Genomic DNA, 17445 nt, shown 5'->3' on the forward strand with positions numbered 1-17445 from the left:
CATTGGTCAGTTCATGCCGACGCACCATGCCGGACTCCTGCCCGGAACAGCAGCAGATCCACCCTCCGGACAAGAGCCATCAGACACGGCCTAGCAAGGGTTCTGGGGCCCAGCGCGCTAAAGTGCACTAGTGCTGGAGCTAGTGCACTAGTACATTCTTTGGCAGACGGTGACCTCACCAAGAGATCGGGGATTCCTGTGCCGACGTCAGCACAGCGGCCGGAACCGCCGTACCGGCAGATCGTCGCGGAGATCCGTGCCCGGATCCTGACCGGCGACCTGCGGCCCGGCGATCGAGTGCCTTCCATCCGGCAGATCGCCCAGCGATGGGGTGTCGCGGTCGCGACCGCGACCAGAGTCATGGCCACTCTCCGCGACGACGGGCTGGTCGAGACGAAGGTCGGTGCCGGCACGGTGGTCAGCACCCGCACGGTTCAGAAACGGCCGACCGGCCTCACCGCACCACAGGGACCACGGCGGGTCGGCGCCCCCAAGCGGTCACTGAACCGGCAACACGTTCTTCGCGCCGCCATCGCGATCGCCGACAACGAGGGATTCGACGCCGTATCCATGCGGCGACTCGCGGCCGAGCTGGGCGTCGGTCCGATGTCGCTGTACCGGCATGTGGCGACCAAAGACGAACTGGTGACGCAGATGACCGACGAGGTCTTCGGCGAACCGGAGCTGCCCGTCCCGGGGCCGGAAGGGTGGCGGGCCAAGCTCGAACTGATCTCCCGCCGGCAATGGCAGCTGTGCCGGCGACACCTCTGGCTGCCCAGGGCCGTCTCGTTCACCCGCCCGCTGCTCGTGCCCGGCATGATGGCGCATACCGAGTGGACCCTGCGCGCACTCGACGGACTCGGACTGCCCATGACGACACGGATCCGAGAGGCACTCACGCTGCACGCGCTGGTCCTCACCGTCGCGCTATCCATGGCGGATGAGGCCGAAGCCGAACAGGAGACCGGTGTGACGCTCGACCGGTGGTGGCTGACACAGCGGGCCCGGGCCGACAAACTCCTCCACTCCGGACGGTTTCCGCTGCTGGCCGCGGTTCCCGGGGAAGCGGTGTCGGACGTGGACGGACTGTTCGAGTACAGCCTCGCCCGCCATCTCGACGGTTTCGCCGCCCTGGTGGAGGCACACGCCCGAGCGAGCCCATAGTCTTGTGGGACTCCTGGCACACGCGCCCGGCATCACCGGCACCCGGGACGCCGGCCGCAACCACGGCGGTGGCGGGTCCAGTGCGCGGGCACGGTAACGAGGACCCTGGTACCCGTACCGCACAGCGGGCAGCACCGGCCCACGCAGCTCCTGATTCCGCTTCCGACAGACCGCTACGCCTGAATGTCTGAATCACGGTGGGGGTGCGTCGCTGCACGGTCTTCACCGCTGCCTCGGTCCTGTCATGGCCGTGGTAGGTGCCGAAGGTCTGTGTGACGTTTTCGATGGCTCCCAGAACAGCGAGGATGGCTGCGGTGATGGTGGCGGGGCCTGCGCCGACTCAGGTGTCGGTATCGGTCCAGGTGCTGAGCCGTTGGCGCAGGTGGCGGCGTTCGATGTCGTTGCGGGCGGCCTGGATCGCCTGGTGCATCAGCTGCCGTGCTTCGGGACGTTGGCCGAGTTCGGCGGTCAGTTCGGCACGGAGCACGAGCAGCCGGTGATCGCCGGGGGCGGCTTGGACGCCGTCGAGGGCGGCGATGCCCGCGGCGGGTCCGCGGGCCAGGGCGATGGCGGCTGCGCGGTTGGCGAGGACCGCCGGGGACGGTGTCTGTTCGGCGAGACGGTCGTAGAGGGTGACGATGGCCTCCCGGTCCGGTGCGGGCTGGATCTGGAGCGCGGCGATGGCGGCCTGCAGCACCCAGCGGCCAGGGCGGTCCCCGCTCCGGCGCAGGGCCAGGGTGGCGAGGTGGAGTCCGTGGCCGATGTCGTCCCACCGCCAGCGGGCGCGGTCCTGGTCGGCGAGCGGGACCAGGTCGTCACCGTCGGTGCGGGCGTCGCGTCGTGCGTCGGTGAGGAGCAGGAGCGCGGACAGTCCGAGGACTTCGGGTTCGTCGGGGAGCAGTCTGCGCAGGAGTGCGGTCAGGCGCAGTGCCTCGTCGCAGAGGGTGGTGCGGAGCAGGGCCGGGCCTTCGGCGGCTGTGTGTCCTTCGGTGAACACGAGGCTGATGACGGTCAGTACGGTGTCCAGGCGGTCCGGCCAGGCGGCGCGGGGTGGGATGTCCAGGGTGATTCCGGCATCGCGGATCTTGCGTTTGGCCCGGACGAGGCGTTGGGCGACGGTGGGTTCGGTAGTGAGCAGCAGCCGGGCGGTTTCGGCGGCGGTCAGTCCGCACAGCAGGCGGAGGGCAAGCGGTACCTGGGCGGATACGGCGAGGGCCGGGTGGCAGCAGGTGAACACGAGCCGGAGGAGGTCCTCGGCTGCTGTGTCGGACCAGTGCACGGCGGCGAATGGGTCGTCGGGGTCGGTGACGCTGTCGGCTCCGGGTTCGTCGCGCAGTTCGTGGGCCAGGGTGGCGAGATGGTCCAGGGCGACGCTGTCGCGGCGGAGCCGGTCGAGGATCTTGCGGCGGGCGGTGGTGTGCAGCCAGGCGGCCGGGCGGGTGGGTATCCCGTCGCGGGGCCAGGTTTCGAAGGCCCTGGTGACGGCCTCGGCTGCGGCGTCCTCGGCCCGGTCGAGGTCGCCGGTCCAGCGGGCGAGCGTGGCCACCAGGGTGGGCCACTCCGTCCGGTAGACCTGTTCGAGGGCGGCCTCGACCGGGTTCGGCATGCGTCAGCCCAGCTCGGCGAGGGGGCGGACCTCGACCGAGCCGAAGTCGGCGGCGGGGCAGTCCGCCGCGTACTTCAGCGCGGTGTCCAGGTCGGTCGCCTCCACGATCCAGAAGCCGCCGAACGACTCGGTCAGCTCGGCGTACGGCCCGTCGGTGAGCAGGACCTCGCCCCGCCGGTTGCGTACCGTGGTCGCGGTGTCGGCGGGCTGGAGCTGCTCGGCCCCGCGGAGCACGCCGGATTCGGCGAGCGCCTGGGTGAAGGACACGAAGCGTTCCATCGTGGCCTGGAACTCCTCCGGTGCGATCCCGGCGAGAGCGGATTCGTCGACGTGCGACATCAGGATGTAGCGCATGGTGTTCCCTTTCCTTGCGGCGGTGGTACCGCCTCTCACCTGTCCGACGTGCAAGCGGGCGAGGTTTCGACAGCGTAGGACACGGATTCTCGGTGACCCGGTGGCGTGGGGTCCGGACGGCGGGCCGGACAGCCGGGGCGGCCTGGTCGCTCAAGCGAACCGCGCCCGCAGTGCGATGAGAGTCCTGTCGATCGCGGTACCGGCCCGCCGGGGGAAGCCCGCAAGCTCCACCAGCCGCCGGGCCCGCTTGGCGGTGTAGTCGAACGTCTCCGTGACCTCGGTCCCGCCGGGCACCGCCCGCAGCTGCCACCGCCACACATGCCGGCCGCGGTGCCGCCACGCGATCAGAGCACCGTCCTCGAACTCCACCACGGTGTTCGTGGTCGTGTAGCCCTTCATCCGCATCCGGAACACCGACCCGGATTCCAGCCACTGCGGCCCGTCGACGACGCCCCGGACCTCGCCGGTACCGTCCAGGGCTGCGTGCTCACCCGGTGCGGCGAGCAACGCGAAAATCACCGACGGCGGGGCGCCGACAACCACACGGCGGCTCACCAGCGCGGCGGTGGGCGTCCCTGGGCGGGTGGTAGTGCTCATACGGTCCTCCTGTGACCTCGTGCGCGGGAGCTGTTCGCCACCCCGCTCACTCCACCGACGCGCGGGCGGCCCCCGTTTCGACACCACCCCGTGAATCTCCGGCGAAGTAGGACGGGGAGCCGAAGCCGCAGACCACCAGCACCGGAATCCCTGTACAGAGCGTGGGCCTGGCCCTGGGTGCGGTCGAGGCGGAACCAACCGGGCATCTGGTCGACGAACGCGTCCGTACCCTCCCAGGGCCGGCCGTCGGCGGGAGAACACCCCGGCCGGGCCGATAGTGGGCCCACCCGCCCAGTCGCCGGTGGCCCCGGCTCCCGGCCTGGGGCCGAGGTCACCGGCAGCGGTCCGCCGCAGCTCAGCCGGTCCGGCACGGTCCATTCGACCCGGTCGCCCTGGCGGATCCGGTCGACGAGGCCGTCGACCTGGCGGACCGGCACCGTGTCCTGTGTGAAGTGCCGCAGCGCGCTGTGTACCCGGGAGCGGAGCTGGGCGTCCGTGAGGTGCCCGGCTTCTTCCTGGATCCGGTCGAGCCGCTCCCCCGCCTGTGCCGCACGCCGCAGCGCGCGCTCGGCGAGCGGCCCGTAGGCGTATCCGTCATGGAGGTAGAGGCCGTCTTCGATGATCTTCATGACTGTGTCCTTCCCGCCCGGGCCCGGGCGTCCTCGCGGTGAGGACGCACCTGCCGGTCCCGGGCGGGCGGGAACGTACGACACGGTCGCCGCTACTGTCGCGCCCTGCCGCGCTGCGGTCAGCGGCCGGGCGGTTCGGTGTAGCGGGCGCGGCGCCGGTGCCGCCATCCTCCCCTTCCCACCAGGTACGGCACCGGCTGCCGCGCCCGTCGGGCGGTGCTGTGAGGCGGTCAGGGCTCGCCCCTGGCGCTCCCATACGCGGTCTTCTTCGCCGGGCGGGTGTCCTGCGCCGCCTGCCACCCCAGACCGTGCCGGGCCTTCTCCCCGGACAGCCGCCCCTGTTCCTGCGCGTACATGTGGGTGAGGCCCTCCAGGACGTCATCGATCCGCTGCCTCCGGGTCGAGGACCAGCCGATCAGCTCCGGGTCGACACCGGCTATCTCCATGACGGGACGCAGGCCCGGCGTCACCTCCCCGGGGACCGTCGCCAAGCCGAGCTCCTCACACACCTCGGTCGTCATCCTGGTCGTCGGTGAGTTGCCTGCGCGTCACGATCGTCTTCCCAACGGATCCGCCCCCGGGCGGATCCGGATCGGCAGGCTGTCAGGACGGCGCGGCGGGGCAGCTGGTGCCCCGGGGCGGAACTGCAAGGTCGGTGAGGTAGCTGTCCACGGCGTCCTCCATACACCGGCCGCTGGTGACGCTGCCGTGGCCGTGACCCTCGTAGGTGAGGAGCACGCCGCCGCGGCCGAGCTGCCGGGCCACCGAGACCGCCCACGGGTAGCCGGTGGCGGGGTCGTGCAGCGCGTTGGAGACCAGGATCGGCGGGGCACCGTGAACGTCCAACCGGTGCTGCGGGTTGGCGGTCGGCGCACCCAGACACGCCGCTGCCATGTGGATCGGCAGCAGGTAAGGCAGGTCAGGCGCGGTCGTGTTCATCATGGCGACGAGGGAGGCGTACTCCTGGTAGTCGCGCACCGGCAGGTGCCAGTCCGAGCAGAAGACCGGGGTCGCCGAAGGCAGCGGCGCTACCGAGGCGGGCGACGCGGGCAGCGGCTTGCTCGCGTCCATCCCCGCGATCGCCGTGGCCAGGCCCGCGTAGTCGGCCTGGTAGAACTTCCGGAACGCGGTCTTGTTGACCAGGTCCGAAGAAGACAGCGAGGTGCCCGGCTTCGCCGGGTCCTCCAGTTCGCCGCGCCCGGCCCGGTCCAACAGGCCCTGCCAGACGGCTCGGACGTCGCGGGCGTACAGCGCGCAGTCCGCGGCACCGTCGCACCACTTCACGAACTCCTGGAATGAATCCTCTGCGGTGGCCGCCCCGGACCGCAGGAAGTCACGGGTGGTCGGGACGCTGTGGTCCATGGCGCTCTCCAGCACCATCGCGCGCACGCGGCGCGGGTAGGTCTCGGCGTACTGTGCCCCGAGCAGCGTGCCGTACGAGCTGCCGTGGAAGGTCAGCTTCCGCTCGCCTAGGGCGGCCCGGAGGGCGTCCAGGTCCCGGACCGTCTGGGCAGTGTCGAGGTGGTCGAACACCGGGCCGGTACGGGCCCGGCAGTCGGCACGGAGCCGCCTGTTGTACGCCACGGTGGCGTCGAAGTCCGCCTGGTTCTTCAGCTCCGGTGACGGCCGCTCGGCGAGCAGGTCGCCGGAGCAGGTCACCGGGTTGCTGCCGCCCACGCCGCGCGGGTCGAAGCTGACGATGTCGAAGCTGCGGCGGACCTCGGGGCTGAACCGGCTGATACGGCGCACCACCATCTCCACACCCGAGTCACCCGGCCCGCCGGGGCCGAACACCATCGAGCCGACGCGTGCGCCGGGGTCGGTGGCCTTGCGGCGGGCCACGGCCAGGTCGAGTCCCGGCCCGTCCGGGTGGGCCCAGTCGACCGGCACCGAAAGGACGGCGCACTCGGCTCCCGGCTGCGCCGGGTCGTCACACGGTGCCCATCGCAGGGCCCCGGTGGCAGACGGCGACGCGTGGGCCCCGGGAGCGGCGGCGAGACCGGTGATCACGGCCGTGGCGGCTCCCACCACCATGGCCGTGCCCCGCGCTGCGATGCGCCGCATGGCGGATCTGCCCCTCAACGGCATGGATCCTCCTCGTGAAGAGAGCGGTTGTGTCAGGCGTGCGGGCCCGGCCGGGGCACCGTCGTCACGTTAGGTGCACCGCCGCCCATGCGGTGCCCCTGTCAGGGGTTTCTCCGGGTCGGGTCGGGGACCACTCAGGGACGATCGGGGTGCGGGGGGGAACACCGGTCAGGGTCGGGGCAGGGGAAGGGATCCGTCGCAGTCTCAATCGACCTGCTGGCCATGACGCCGACTTCTGCAAGGAGGGAAACACCGTCGAGCTGCCGACCACCAAGCTCAAGGCGCCGCGGCACCGACACCCGAGACGACAACACCCAGACAGCTACTTCGCCGACCCGGTTCAGGGAAGGCGAGCAGCACATCGTCCGGCGCCGCATCTGCACCCACGACATCCTCACCGGCCCCTGAGCATCGGCCTGGTGGCTGCGTCCCCCGACGTGCGGCGGAGCCAGATTCTGTTACTCGGGGTCACGCCGCCTTCGGGAGCCTGATCGCTACAGCCCTGTTGATCGGCTGGAGCAGCGAGCCGGTCTCCTGGATGAGTGGGGTGGCGACGTCGGGTTGGGCTTCGACGGCTCGCCGGGCCGGGGTCGTCTTGATCTTCTTCGCTGCTTCCTGGAGGGATGCAAGGGTGTTCCGCAGGCGTGCGATGTCCTTCTTGGCAAGAGGGTCGGTCTTGCTGTTGCCGGGCTCCCCTGTCGGGGAGTCCTTTCCGGGCGAGCTGCTGTCGGAGACGTCGTCGCCCTTCGACTCGTCGGCCCTGTTCTCCTCCGGCGCCGCCAGGCGGTTCAGTCCCGCCCGCCTGGGTTCGGGGACGCCACCGGTGCGGATGATCACGCCCGGGGGCTCCCCGGTTGGGCAGGGCCACCCCGGCGATCTGCCTCTGCCGACCCCTCCCGGCCGCCAGGTAAAGTCTCTGGAATGCCAAAAGTCAAGGTCAGCGTGATCGTCCCCGTCTACAACACCGGGAAGTACGTCGACGAGTGCGCCCCGTCGCTGCTCGGGCAGAGCCTTCCCGCCGACGAGTACGAGGTCATCTATGTCGACGACGGGTCCACGGACGACACACTGAGCAGGCTGGAAAAAATCGCCGCCGGGCATCTGAACGTGCGGGTCCACACACAGGCGAACTCCGGCTGGCCGGGAGCGCCGCGCAATCTCGGGATACGGGTGGCACGGGGTGAGTATGTCCAGTTCGTCGACCATGACGACCTGCTGGGGCCGCAGGCGCTGGAACGCCTCTACGCGCACGCCGTCCGGCACGACGCGGACGTCGTGGTGGGCAAGATGTCCAGCACGATGGTCCGGCCGCGCCGGCTGTTCCGGCACACGGTCGATGCCTGCACGATCGAGCACGACGAGCTGATGCAGAGCCTTTCCCCGCACAAGATGTTCCGGCGGGCCTTCCTGGCGGAACACGGGCTGCGCTTCCCCGAGGGGCCCTGGATTCTGGAGGACCTCCTCTTCGTCAGCGCCGCCTACCTCAAGGCCGACCGGATCTCAGTCCTCGCGGACTACCCCTGCTACTACTGGATGAAGCGCGACGACGGCGGCAACAACACCCGGCACCGCTTCAACCCCCGGCACGGCTTCTGGCCCAATCTGCGGACCATAGTGCGGCAGATCAAGGACGGCACACAGCCGTCGGACGACATGGACGCCCTCCAGAACCGTCTCCTACACTGCCTCTACCATGTCGAAATCCTCTCCCGCACCCGCGAGCCCGAAATCCTCAACGAGGACCGGGCCGACCAGCTCCCCCGGTTCGCGGCGGCCCGCGAGCTGGCACTGAGCGAGTTCCCGGCGGCGGTGCGCGAGGGGCTGCCCGCCGTGAGCCGGCTGCGCGCCGAGTTCCTCGAACGGGACGACTTCGACGGTGCGCGAGCGCTCGCCGAACGGGTGCGCGAGGTCAAGGCGGTGGGGGAGATCGACACCCCGCGCTGGGTCGAAGGCCGGCTGACCGGTGAGGTCACGATCGGCCTTCGGCGCGGCGACGGCGAGCCACTGGTCCTGGTGGAGCGGGACGGCAAGCACTATCTGGACCCGGAGCTGCTGGCGGGTGTGCCGGGCCCGGCACACGCCTGGGAGGTGCGCGACCCGTTCCGGCTGGCCCACGCCGAGCTGGTGGTGAAGGACCGGGAGCGTCAGGACTGGTGGTACCCGCAGGGCGAACTCGTGGTGCGCACGCGCCCGCTCCCCGACGGACGCTCCCAGCTCGTCGCCAGCGGCACACTCACCCTCGACCCCGAGCGCCTGGCCGGTGGACGGCCCCTGGAACAGGGCGTGCACGACGTGTGGGCGTTCATCCAGGTCCTCGGCATCGACCGGATGGTCCGTATCACCGGCGACGGCACCCCCGGTTCCCCGGCCGCGTCCCCGGCGCTGACCGGCGGGCGGATCAGCCTGCCCTACTGGACGGCGAGCCGTCAGCTGGCCGTCGACGTCGGCCCGTCCCGGCGCCGGCTGGGACCGGACACGGCGGAGGCCGCGACGGCGAACACAGCGCGGACCACCGGCCCCCTGCCCCTCCCGTACATCGCCGCCGCACCCGGCACACCCCCGGCCCGGCTACGGATCACGGTCGCGTCCCGCAAGATCACCGCCGAGGTCATCCCCGACGGCCCCACGTCCGCCCTCCGCCTACCCGCCCGCATCGACCTCCCCACCGGCCGCCACCCCATCACCCTGCCCAGGTCCCCGGCCCCCCTGGGCCACGCGGTCATCCGTGACGGAAAGGTCGTCCGCGTGGAGGGCCCGGCGTACCGGCCGGGGCGGGGACGGAGACTGCTGGACGCGATGAGGGTGCGCGGGAGCTGACCGGAACGGAGGCGTCTGTGGCGCCTACGACTGTGCGGGGCCGGGCCACTGGGTAGGTCTGCTGTGCTTGCGTGGGGCGGCCGGGCCGCTGGTCCGTATCACGCGCATGAGCAGGGCTCGGCCGCCAGGGGGCTGCTCTTGTGCCAACTCCGGGCCGACCACCGGACCACCCTGGTGGCCCGGCACGCGGCCCGGCCGCCGGGCCGTCCCGTCGCCATCGCCGCCCCCGCCCGCCTCATGACCCACTGCGACGTCTTCGCCGAACGCCTCCCGCGGGCGCATGACCGTCACCCTCCCCGACGCCGGCCCCGCCCCGGAAGTCCGTCCCCACACGGGCGCGTGCATCGCCGTCGTCCAGTGTCGACAGGAGCAGTTCCCGGGTTGCCGTGTAGGTGACGGCCAGCCGCCCCAGTGCGGCCGTCACCGCGTCGCGCTGCGGCTCGTCGGCATCGCAGACGTCCACGAACGCCTGAGCCTCGGCCCGCAGCCGGACCGCTCCGATCGCGCGGGCCCATCCCCGGACGTAGAGGGCCGGGGGTACCGCCTCCCAGACCTCTTCCTCCTCGGCCAACGCCTTTCTGACCCTCGCGAACGCTTCGGCGCTGCCATTGAGGAAATTCCGGACGAAATCCTCGCGCTTCCTCGGGAAATGCCCCGTCTCGGCCTCCAGAGCACGCTCGATGACCGTCGGGTCCACCAGGGGAATGTCCGTGTTCACTCCGCCCCTTCCGCTGCGAGTAACCCGTGCGGGCGCGCGCCCCGCCGCCCCGGGCCATGACGGCATCATGGACGAGAGCCATGGACACGAGGGGCGGAATCGGTCGATCGACCGTGCGCGAGGGCACTCGTGCGGTCCCTGTCCCCCCCGGGGGGGGGCGAGGCGCCGTCGAGTGTGCCCGGCCGCTGCGACGGGGCTGTCGGGTCGATGACGCTGACACGCGTTCTGGGAAGCGGCCATGACGTGGGCGGCTCGATGAACTGCTCACCGCCGTTCGAGGCGGCGAGAGCAGGGCGCTCGTGATGCGCGGGGAGACGGGCGTGGGCTTCGCCCCGTTCGGCCATCTGATCGAGCGGGGCAAGGGGCTGTCTCTGGTACGGGGTCGGGGTCGGGGTCCGAGCGGGGCAGGAGTACGACGAGAACCGGTAGAAGCCACGGCTTCGTACGCGCGGCCCGAGGCCCTCGACGGCATCGCCCGTGCCCAGTACGAAGCGCACGACATCTATGCAGGAGCAGGCCGAAGGAGATGAGGTCCGGTCCAGCACCGCGGCGGCCAGCGAGACGGCGAGGGCTGCGGCTTTGAGACGTGCAGCGCGGGCACGTCGACGGCATCGAGGAGAAGCCGACTGTGCTCAGGTGTTCCAGTGTGAGTGCGGCGGATCCCAGGGGTTCCGCCTCGGTGCGCGGGGAGCGTTCGACGCGATCGGCACCGAACCGGCTCAGCAATTCAGGATGGGATTCCCAATGCCTGCACAGCCGATTCGTGCGACCGCATCCTCGGCCGGGATTGCAGCGGCGTGGAGTAACTGGCGCGGCTGGTCGGCTCCGGGCCGTAGGGAGCGCACGCAGGTCCTGGACGCGCAGGCCGGGTGGCACCTGGCAGCAGGACGGCGGGCGTCCGCGGGATCCGTGGTCCCGCGGGCACGCCCGCCGTTTCTTGCCGCTCGGTCAGCGATCGGAAAGGAACAGATCCCGCTGCGCTCTTGGCTGCCACCGGCGGGAACTGTGCTCTCTTTCCTACCGGTTGAGGATCTCCTCGACCGTGTCGGCGACCTGCTTGGCCTGGATGTCGCGCCCCTTGTCATTGGGGTGCGCGTACCAGGGGAGCTTGGCGCCCAGATCGAGCTGGGAGTCCTCCAGCAGGCCGCCGATTCCCCGGTCGGCACCGTCGCAGGCCGTGTTGCCGCCGGTGTGGGCGTACAGGTCGACGAAGTCGGCACCGCCGTCGGCGTCGGCGGCAGCCTTCTTCATGACATCGTTCAGCCGCTTCTGGATCCGGTCCAGGACCGGCAGGGCGTCCTGGGGGATGTCGGCGAACGGCAGCTTCGTCTGGCCGGGCGCCACGGTCAGGCACTTGGTGGTGTCCTCGGGCACGAGCCGGGGATAGCCGACCAGGACGCGCTTGGCATCGGGGGCGAAGTAGCCGATGCGGTCGAGTAGTTCCTCCAAGTCGTACCCGACCAGCTCGAATTGGCCGTCCAGCCACTGCTTTCCGTCCCCGGTCTCGAAGAACTCACCGCACTTGGAGGCCGGCTCGTCCTCGTCCACCGGTGCTCCCGGCAGCAGAGCGTGGTCCCGCAGTTCGGCGGAACACTGCTTCAGGATGCGGCTGAAGCCCAGTGTGTTGCCGCCCAGGCTTCCCACCGTCAGCTGGGTGTCCGGCTTGAGCGCGTCCTGCTGCGGCGGGACCGTCATACCGGGCACCAGTAGTTCCTGCTCCTGCCAGAAGTCCCGGACGACGGCTCCTCCGCAGGAGACGTCCGCCTGGACGTCGAGCGTGATGCCCTTGTCCGCGAGGCGCCGGGTGGCGACGGCAGGGTAGTCCTCCTTCGCCTGGAAGCAGAGATCCCTCTTGCCGTCCTGGTTGATGGGGGCGATGCCGAAGTTGGCGGTGTAGGAGTCGCCGAAGAAGACGGTCGGTACAGGGTCGGCGGGCGCAGCGCCCGCGCTTCCCGCCGGGCCGGCGAGCGCAAGGCAGCTGCCCAGCGCGACGGCTGCGGCAGTCAGCCGCCGTACCACCGGAGATTTCGTCGTCCTACGCATGGCCGAAGACATGGATGTGCCCTGTCGTTGAGGCCCACGGGAAGGGCCGGTCAGCTGGAACCATCGGTGATCATTCATGCGCGAAGGGTGACTAGTCAAATGGGTGTGACGGGCCGCGTCGCCGTTTAGGTTCTTGCCTCAGCGGCGAGCGTCCCGCGGACGATGGCAACTATCCGTAGCCGTCGTACGGCTGAGAGGCATCGGGCAACACCGCCGAGAAGAGGGGCTGTCAGCGACGGCTACGGCAGCTCGTGGCGGGGCGTCAGATGTTCCAGATCTGCGACCTGGTGCCCTTGCTCGTTGAACATGGCATCCGGTCTTCACCCGCTCTGTTCCGCGACGCACGCCCGCGCGCGGCCGGCCCGCAGCCACTGTTCGTCTGGGGCGGCCTCCTCCGACCGCAACTGCTTCCGCGTCGCCATTGGGTTCTGGATCTGGCTCGACACCCACACTCTTGAGCGCAGTAGGTTCAGGCAGGTGTGGGTCGGTGCCTGGCTGGCCACGCGCCCCACTCGGTGCCGAGGCATCTCAACTCTTCTGCGCTGGCCCGTGTCCCGCCGCCTGACCGGGAGGCCCACCGTCCCCCGGAGGCCCAAGGGCTTGCCCTTCCCTCGGCAGACCACGGCTGTGCCGTTCGTGGATCGTGCCACGCCCCGAATCGTTCAGGCAGGTCAAGCAGGTCAGCCCACTGCACGCCGGTCCGAACGCGGTGCGGGGTCCATCGATCAGCGGCCTGGGCACCTGGCGGTCACCCGGCCGGCCGGACGAGTTCGAGCTGGACGGCCGGATCAGGGCGAACCGTGCACTCATGGCGAAGCCAAGCCGGCCAACGAGTCCATATCCGGGCTGGGCTGGGTCGGCCACGGCAGACTGAACGGGCTCGGGACAGATCCACTCCCGCATCAGCCATGAGCGGCCGGACAAGCCCGAGTCGGCCTGGCAGGCGGCCATGGTGCTTGCCGAACACAGTGGTCGAGGGGCGGGGGGGAAGCCGAGCCGAGTCAACTCCCCCGCCCGCCAGTTACTGTGCAGGGGCCGTGCGGCCATCGTCGTCGTGGTCGTCCGCGCTCGGCCTCCACCACATGGGTGACTACATCAAGGCAGACAGTTGAAGCGCTTCTGTCCATGCCACGTCTGCCGTTTTCCCATATCCCGCCTGCGTCATCGGGTTCTGGACATCCTGGAACGGTAGGGCGGTGACGCTGGATGGCATGCAGCGAATATGCCCATGAGGCACCTGAGGGGCAGTAAGGAAACGGGCCATAAGGGAACGCGGTCCGCCTGGCAGACTGCGGCCTGTCCAGAACCGCGGTACTGATGCCGGTCTTCCAACGCAAGCATCGTAGCCATGCATACACTCCGAAGGGCCAGTGCGCTCTTCACCGCCTCAGCCGCAGTCATCGCCGCCGCAATCGCCACGGCGCCCCACGCCGCCGCGGACAGCTACAACGGGTGCGCCTACCCCCGCGTGTGCTTCTATCCCACCGCCACCCAGTGGAACGCCGGCACGCCCACGGCCGCCTACCAGGACGTCACCAGTTCCTACCAGAACCTCGGGGCCAACAGCCGTGGTGCGGACTACGTCCACAACACACGCAACGACGACCGGGTCTACCTCCGCTACACCTACAACCCGTCCGGGTCGACAGGGGCCTTGTGCGTCAACCCCAACACGACCGCGGTGTTCAAATCGTCCTTCACGGTCACCGGCATCATGATCCAGACCGCATCCAGCTGTCCGTGACACAGGGCCACTGAAAGGACCGGGGCGGCACGGTGGATCGGTTCGCCGCCCCGGTCGGCCCCCGCTGCTTCGGCTGTCGCTGCTCATGAGCGATCCGAGCGTCGCTTCGAGGCCGCCGCAGCCAGCGAGGCGAACCGATCCACGCGCCGCGCACACAGGTCCCACCTCCGTTGAGCACCAGGTCGATGTCGAGTCGGCGCCCGACGGCCGCCGTTGCCGTCTGCGGCGAGGTGGCGATGATCAGGGAGGCTGCGAGGGAGGCCATGCGGGCCGTGCTGCCGAAGGTCAGGAGCGGTCGCTGTCTGGCGAAGTCGGCGGAGATGCACTGGGCGACGGCGGTGATGGCGAATGGCGGGCGCGAGCAGGGGCAGCCGTGTGTGGTTGTTGAGCACGGGTAGCGGCAAACTCGGTGGGGCAGGGGCGTGAGCTCCTTGTGTGTGCCCTTGGGCGTGAGAGGGGGCATCCACCTCACGCCCAAGGTCTTCCACATCAATGGCTCCTGGTGCGGCGGAGCCCTCACGGTGGTCGCCGCGCCGTCTCGGTCGTGGTGTCCGTCATGCCTATGCCCTCACGGTCTCGTTCGATCACGAACGGCCGGCTCGGCTCTCGCGTTCCGGTGCGACGGCAGCCGGAGCTTCGCGCGCTTCGGCCGGTTCATTCGCTTTCCGTCCCCTGCCCACCACTGTCCCCGTTCCAGGGGCCGGGGGCAGCAGAGCGGCGGTCATCAGGGCCGTGACGAACGCCGCGATGCCGCAGACCAGCAGGACCACGCTCATCCCGCTCACATACGCCTCGTTGGCGTCGGCAGCCAGCGCGGTCATATGGGACTGCTCCGCGACGACATGCGCGGCGACCACCGACTCCCGGGCCGTGTGCGCGGCCTGCTCGGACAGTGCGCCCAGGTCAAGCCGTCCACGGAAGACGGTGGCGAGGAGGCTCCCCAGCGCGGCGATGCCGATGGCGCCGCCGACCTGGCGCAGGGTCATGAGGAGACCGGCACCGCTGCCCGCCCGGTCACGGGGCAGGCGTCCGATGGCGCCGTCCATGGCCGGGACGATGGAGAAGCCGAAGCCCACACCGGCGACGGTCAGCCACAGCGCGGTGAACCCGTAGCCGGAGCCGACGGTCGTACGGCTGCCCATCAGGGCCGACACTGCGAGGACCACGAGTCCCCCGGTGACCACCGCACGCGGCCCGAACCGGTTGACGACCGGCTGCGCGACCCGGGTCGCGACGATCAGCCCGGCGCCCATCGGCAGCAGCCGCAGCCCGGTACCGAAGGCGTCGTTACCCAGCACGGTCTGGAGGTACTGCGGCAGGACGAACAGCAGCCCGGAGAGGATGAAGGTCACCAGGGTCGCGGCGAGCGCGTTCAGCAGGAACCCGCGCCCGGCGAGGAGCTTCAGGTCGAGCATCGGCCGCACCGCCTTGCGTTCCCGCAGGACCAGCCAGGTGATGAACAGCAGTCCCCCGCCGAGCGGGCCCAGGACCAGCGGGTCGCCCCAGCCCTTGATGGGCGCCTCGATGACGCCGTAGATGACAGCGGCGAGGCCCACCGCGGTCAGTCCCGTCGAGATCGGGTCGATCCTCGGGGAGGCGGGGTCGCGGGTCTCGGGCAGCAGGAACACGCAGGCCGCGATACCGATCACGACCAAGGGGACGTTGATCAGGAAGACCGAGCCCCACCAGAACCGGTCGAGCAGCCAGCCGCCGACGATGGGCCCGAGCGGCAGACCGAGCGCCACCGTGGCCGAGTTGATGGCGACGGCCTTGGTCCGCTCGGCACCGCTGAACAGCGTCGGAAGCACGGACAGCGCCAGCGGCATCACCAGCGCCCCGCCCACGCCCATCACCGTGCGGCCGGCGATCACCCAGGCCACATCGGGGGCGAACGCACCGATCACCGACCCGGCCAGGAAGACCGCGAGTCCGGTGATCAGCATCCGCCTGCGCCCGAAGCGGTCGCCTAGGAGCCCCGCGGGCAGCATCAGCGCCGCGAAGGCGACCACGTACGAGTCGGCCATCCACTGCTGCGCGGCGGTTCCCGCGCCGAGGTCCTCGGCCATGGTGGGCAGGGCGACATTGAGGATGGTGGTGTCGACACCCAGTGTGAGGACACAGGTGACCAGGGCGGCGAGTGCCCACCAGCGCCGGGGGTCGGGGGCGGTCGGATCATTGTCAGTAACCATGAGAACTCCTCAGCGGAGCGGCTGTCGGGTGAGGGGGGAGAGGAGGGTGGGGGTGAGGGGTGTGGTGACAGGCCTACAGGCGGACAGGACCTGCGGAGCAGGTGAGGTGTCTGGCGCGGGATCGGCCGACCGCGCCGCACGCGTGCCTTCCGGTGGGTGCGGTCGGTCGGCTGTGGCCGTCAGTGGCCGAGTGTGGTGGCGATTCCGGTGTCGACGGCGTCGCCGAGTAGAGCGTCGTCCTGTTGGGTCCAGATGTGGGTGAGGTGTCCGTCGGGGCGTATGAGGGCTGCGCGGATGCCGTTCCAGTCGGTGCGGGGGGTGTCGGGGGTGGCGGAGTGGACGTGGATGTGGTCCTGGGTCCGGTCGGTGAGGAGCGCCCCGTCGGTGAGGTCGAGGAGGAGGTAGGAGTCGGCGCGCAGGAGTGCGAAGACGCTGGTGTCGGGGTTGGTGAAGGTGAGGTCGGGGGCGCGGGTTCCGGTGAGGGGGTGGGCGTCGGGGTCGTCGCTCGTGTAGGCGACGTCGAGTGCGGTGAGCCGTCCGGCGAGGAAGTCGCTGAATTCCCGGGACTGCGGCACCATGCGGCTGAGGAGGTCGCGCAGGGCGAGTCCTTCGGGTGTGAAGGCGTGGAAGAGGTAGGTCTGGGCGCGGCTGTGTTCCATGAGCTGTTCGCCGATGGGGTAGCGGTCGGTGTGGTAGCTGTCCAGCAGTCCGTCCGAGGCCCAGCCGTTGATGGTGGCGGCGAGTTTCCAGCCGAGGTTGAAGGAGTCCTGGACGCCGACGTTCATGCCGACGCCGCCGGTGGGGTAGTGCTGGTGGGCGGCGTCGCCGGCGAGGACGATGCGGCCGTGGCGGTAGTGGGCGGCGAGGCGGGTGGCGTTGCCGAAGCGGGACAGCCAGGTCGGGTCGTACATCCCGAAGTCGTCACCCGCGATGGCGATCGTCTTCTCCCGGAGTTCTTCCAGGGTGAAGTCGCCGGGCCATTGGGTGGTTTCGCCTCCGGCGTCGGTGCCGGCGATGCGCCAGCGGTCGCCGGGGAGGGGGACGATCATGAGGCCGCCGTGTTCGGTGAAGCGGTTGAAGCCGGGGGCGGGGGGGTTCTTGAAGCGGACGTCGCCGAGCCAGCCGAGGAAGCGGGAGGGGGTGCCGGGGAAGTCGATGCCGGCGGCTTCGCGGACGGTGCTGCGGGTGCCGTCGCAGCCGGCGAGGTACTCGGTCTGGATCTCGTAGTCGCCGTCGGGGCCCTGCATCTGGACGGTGACGGTGTCGGGGTGTTCGGTGAAGCCGGTGACGCGGTGTCCGCGGCGGATGGTGGCGCCGAGGTGGAGGGCGTGTTCCTCGAAGAGTTCTTCGGTGCGGGCCTGGGGGATGAACAGGGTGTAGGGGTGGGGGGTGTCGAGGACGGAGAAGTCGAGGCGGTTGGCGAGGTTGGCGAAGTGGCCGGTGGAGATTTTCATGGATTCCTGGAAGAACCGTTCGTGGAGTCCGCGGGAGGCGAGTAC

15 protein-coding genes are annotated in these 17445 nt (G+C 70.3%); 4 read left to right on the forward strand and 11 right to left on the reverse strand.

Annotation, left to right across the window (positions count from 1 at the left end; genetic code table 11):
* Window positions 1–198: 198 nt before the first annotated feature.
* On the forward strand, window positions 199–1164 hold the full coding sequence (locus ABZX40_RS41060) for a GntR family transcriptional regulator (RefSeq protein ID WP_355751144.1): 966 nt from the start codon (window positions 199–201) through the stop codon (window positions 1162–1164).
* 340 nt (window positions 1165–1504) lie between these two features.
* Here ABZX40_RS41060 and ABZX40_RS41065 read toward each other — a convergent pair whose 3' ends face one another.
* The 7 genes from ABZX40_RS41065 to ABZX40_RS41095 form a co-directional block, all read right to left on the reverse strand.
* The gene (locus ABZX40_RS41065; RefSeq protein WP_355751141.1) at window positions 1505–2770 is read right to left on the reverse strand and encodes a DUF6596 domain-containing protein; all 1266 of its coding nucleotides are present in this window, start codon (window positions 2768–2770) and stop codon (window positions 1505–1507) included.
* A 3-nt stretch (window positions 2771–2773) separates the two neighbouring features.
* On the reverse strand, window positions 2774–3124 hold the full coding sequence (locus tag ABZX40_RS41070; RefSeq protein ID WP_355751138.1) for a YciI family protein: 351 nt from the start codon (window positions 3122–3124) through the stop codon (window positions 2774–2776).
* A 150-nt stretch (window positions 3125–3274) separates the two neighbouring features.
* Window positions 3275–3721, reverse strand: coding sequence for an SRPBCC family protein (locus tag ABZX40_RS41075; protein ID WP_355751135.1), 447 nt, complete (start codon window positions 3719–3721; stop codon window positions 3275–3277).
* The gene (locus ABZX40_RS41080; RefSeq protein ID WP_355751132.1) at window positions 3718–4350 is read right to left on the reverse strand and encodes a hypothetical protein; all 633 of its coding nucleotides are present in this window, start codon (window positions 4348–4350) and stop codon (window positions 3718–3720) included. Before ABZX40_RS41080 ends, ABZX40_RS41075 begins: the two co-directional genes overlap by 4 nt.
* Before the next feature lie 230 nt (window positions 4351–4580).
* Complete coding sequence (locus ABZX40_RS41085; RefSeq protein WP_355751130.1) at window positions 4581–4871, reverse strand: relaxase domain-containing protein; 291 nt, start codon at window positions 4869–4871, stop codon at window positions 4581–4583.
* A gap of 82 nt (window positions 4872–4953) precedes the next feature.
* On the reverse strand, window positions 4954–6438 hold the full coding sequence (locus tag ABZX40_RS41090; protein WP_355751128.1) for an alpha/beta hydrolase: 1485 nt from the start codon (window positions 6436–6438) through the stop codon (window positions 4954–4956).
* Window positions 6439–6903: 465 nt separating this feature from the next.
* The gene (locus ABZX40_RS41095) at window positions 6904–7272 is read right to left on the reverse strand and encodes a hypothetical protein (protein ID WP_355751125.1); all 369 of its coding nucleotides are present in this window, start codon (window positions 7270–7272) and stop codon (window positions 6904–6906) included.
* Window positions 7273–7356: 84 nt separating this feature from the next.
* Here ABZX40_RS41095 and ABZX40_RS41100 point away from each other — a divergent pair, with 84 nt between their 5' ends.
* A complete protein-coding gene (locus tag ABZX40_RS41100) occupies window positions 7357–9252 on the forward strand; it encodes a glycosyltransferase (protein WP_355751122.1) in 1896 nt (631 codons plus the stop codon).
* Between the two features lie 235 nt (window positions 9253–9487).
* On the opposite strand, the gene ABZX40_RS41105 is transcribed toward ABZX40_RS41100, so the two are convergent.
* Together ABZX40_RS41105 and ABZX40_RS41110 are read right to left on the reverse strand one after the other, a co-directional pair.
* Window positions 9488–9970: a hypothetical protein gene (locus ABZX40_RS41105; RefSeq protein WP_355751119.1), complete on the reverse strand. Its 483-nt coding sequence runs from the start codon at window positions 9968–9970 to the stop codon at window positions 9488–9490.
* Window positions 9971–10987: 1017 nt separating this feature from the next.
* Window positions 10988–12013 carry an SGNH/GDSL hydrolase family protein gene (locus ABZX40_RS41110; protein ID WP_355751116.1) on the reverse strand — a complete coding sequence of 342 codons (1026 nt, stop codon included), beginning with the start codon at window positions 12011–12013 and terminating at the stop codon, window positions 10988–10990.
* Window positions 12014–13361: 1348 nt separating this feature from the next.
* Between ABZX40_RS41110 and ABZX40_RS41115 the strand changes: the two genes are divergently transcribed.
* Both ABZX40_RS41115 and ABZX40_RS41120 read left to right on the forward strand, forming a co-directional pair.
* Window positions 13362–13757 (forward strand): hypothetical protein, encoded by a 396-nt coding sequence (locus ABZX40_RS41115; RefSeq protein ID WP_355751113.1) that lies wholly within the window; start codon window positions 13362–13364, stop codon window positions 13755–13757.
* Between the two features lie 185 nt (window positions 13758–13942).
* Window positions 13943–14155 carry a hypothetical protein gene (locus ABZX40_RS41120; protein ID WP_355751110.1) on the forward strand — a complete coding sequence of 71 codons (213 nt, stop codon included), beginning with the start codon at window positions 13943–13945 and terminating at the stop codon, window positions 14153–14155.
* Between the two features lie 186 nt (window positions 14156–14341).
* Here the strand turns inward: ABZX40_RS41120 and ABZX40_RS41125 are convergent, their stop codons facing one another.
* Both ABZX40_RS41125 and ABZX40_RS41130 read right to left on the reverse strand, forming a co-directional pair.
* A complete protein-coding gene (locus tag ABZX40_RS41125) occupies window positions 14342–15946 on the reverse strand; it encodes an MFS transporter (RefSeq protein WP_355751107.1) in 1605 nt (534 codons plus the stop codon).
* 179 nt (window positions 15947–16125) lie between these two features.
* Window positions 16126–17445: FAD-dependent monooxygenase (locus ABZX40_RS41130; protein WP_356162863.1), on the reverse strand; the 1320-nt coding region annotated here is incomplete at its 5' end.

The organism is Streptomyces sp. NPDC004610 (genome assembly GCF_040609715.1).
Classification (GTDB): Bacteria; Actinomycetota; Actinomycetes; order Streptomycetales; family Streptomycetaceae; genus Streptomyces.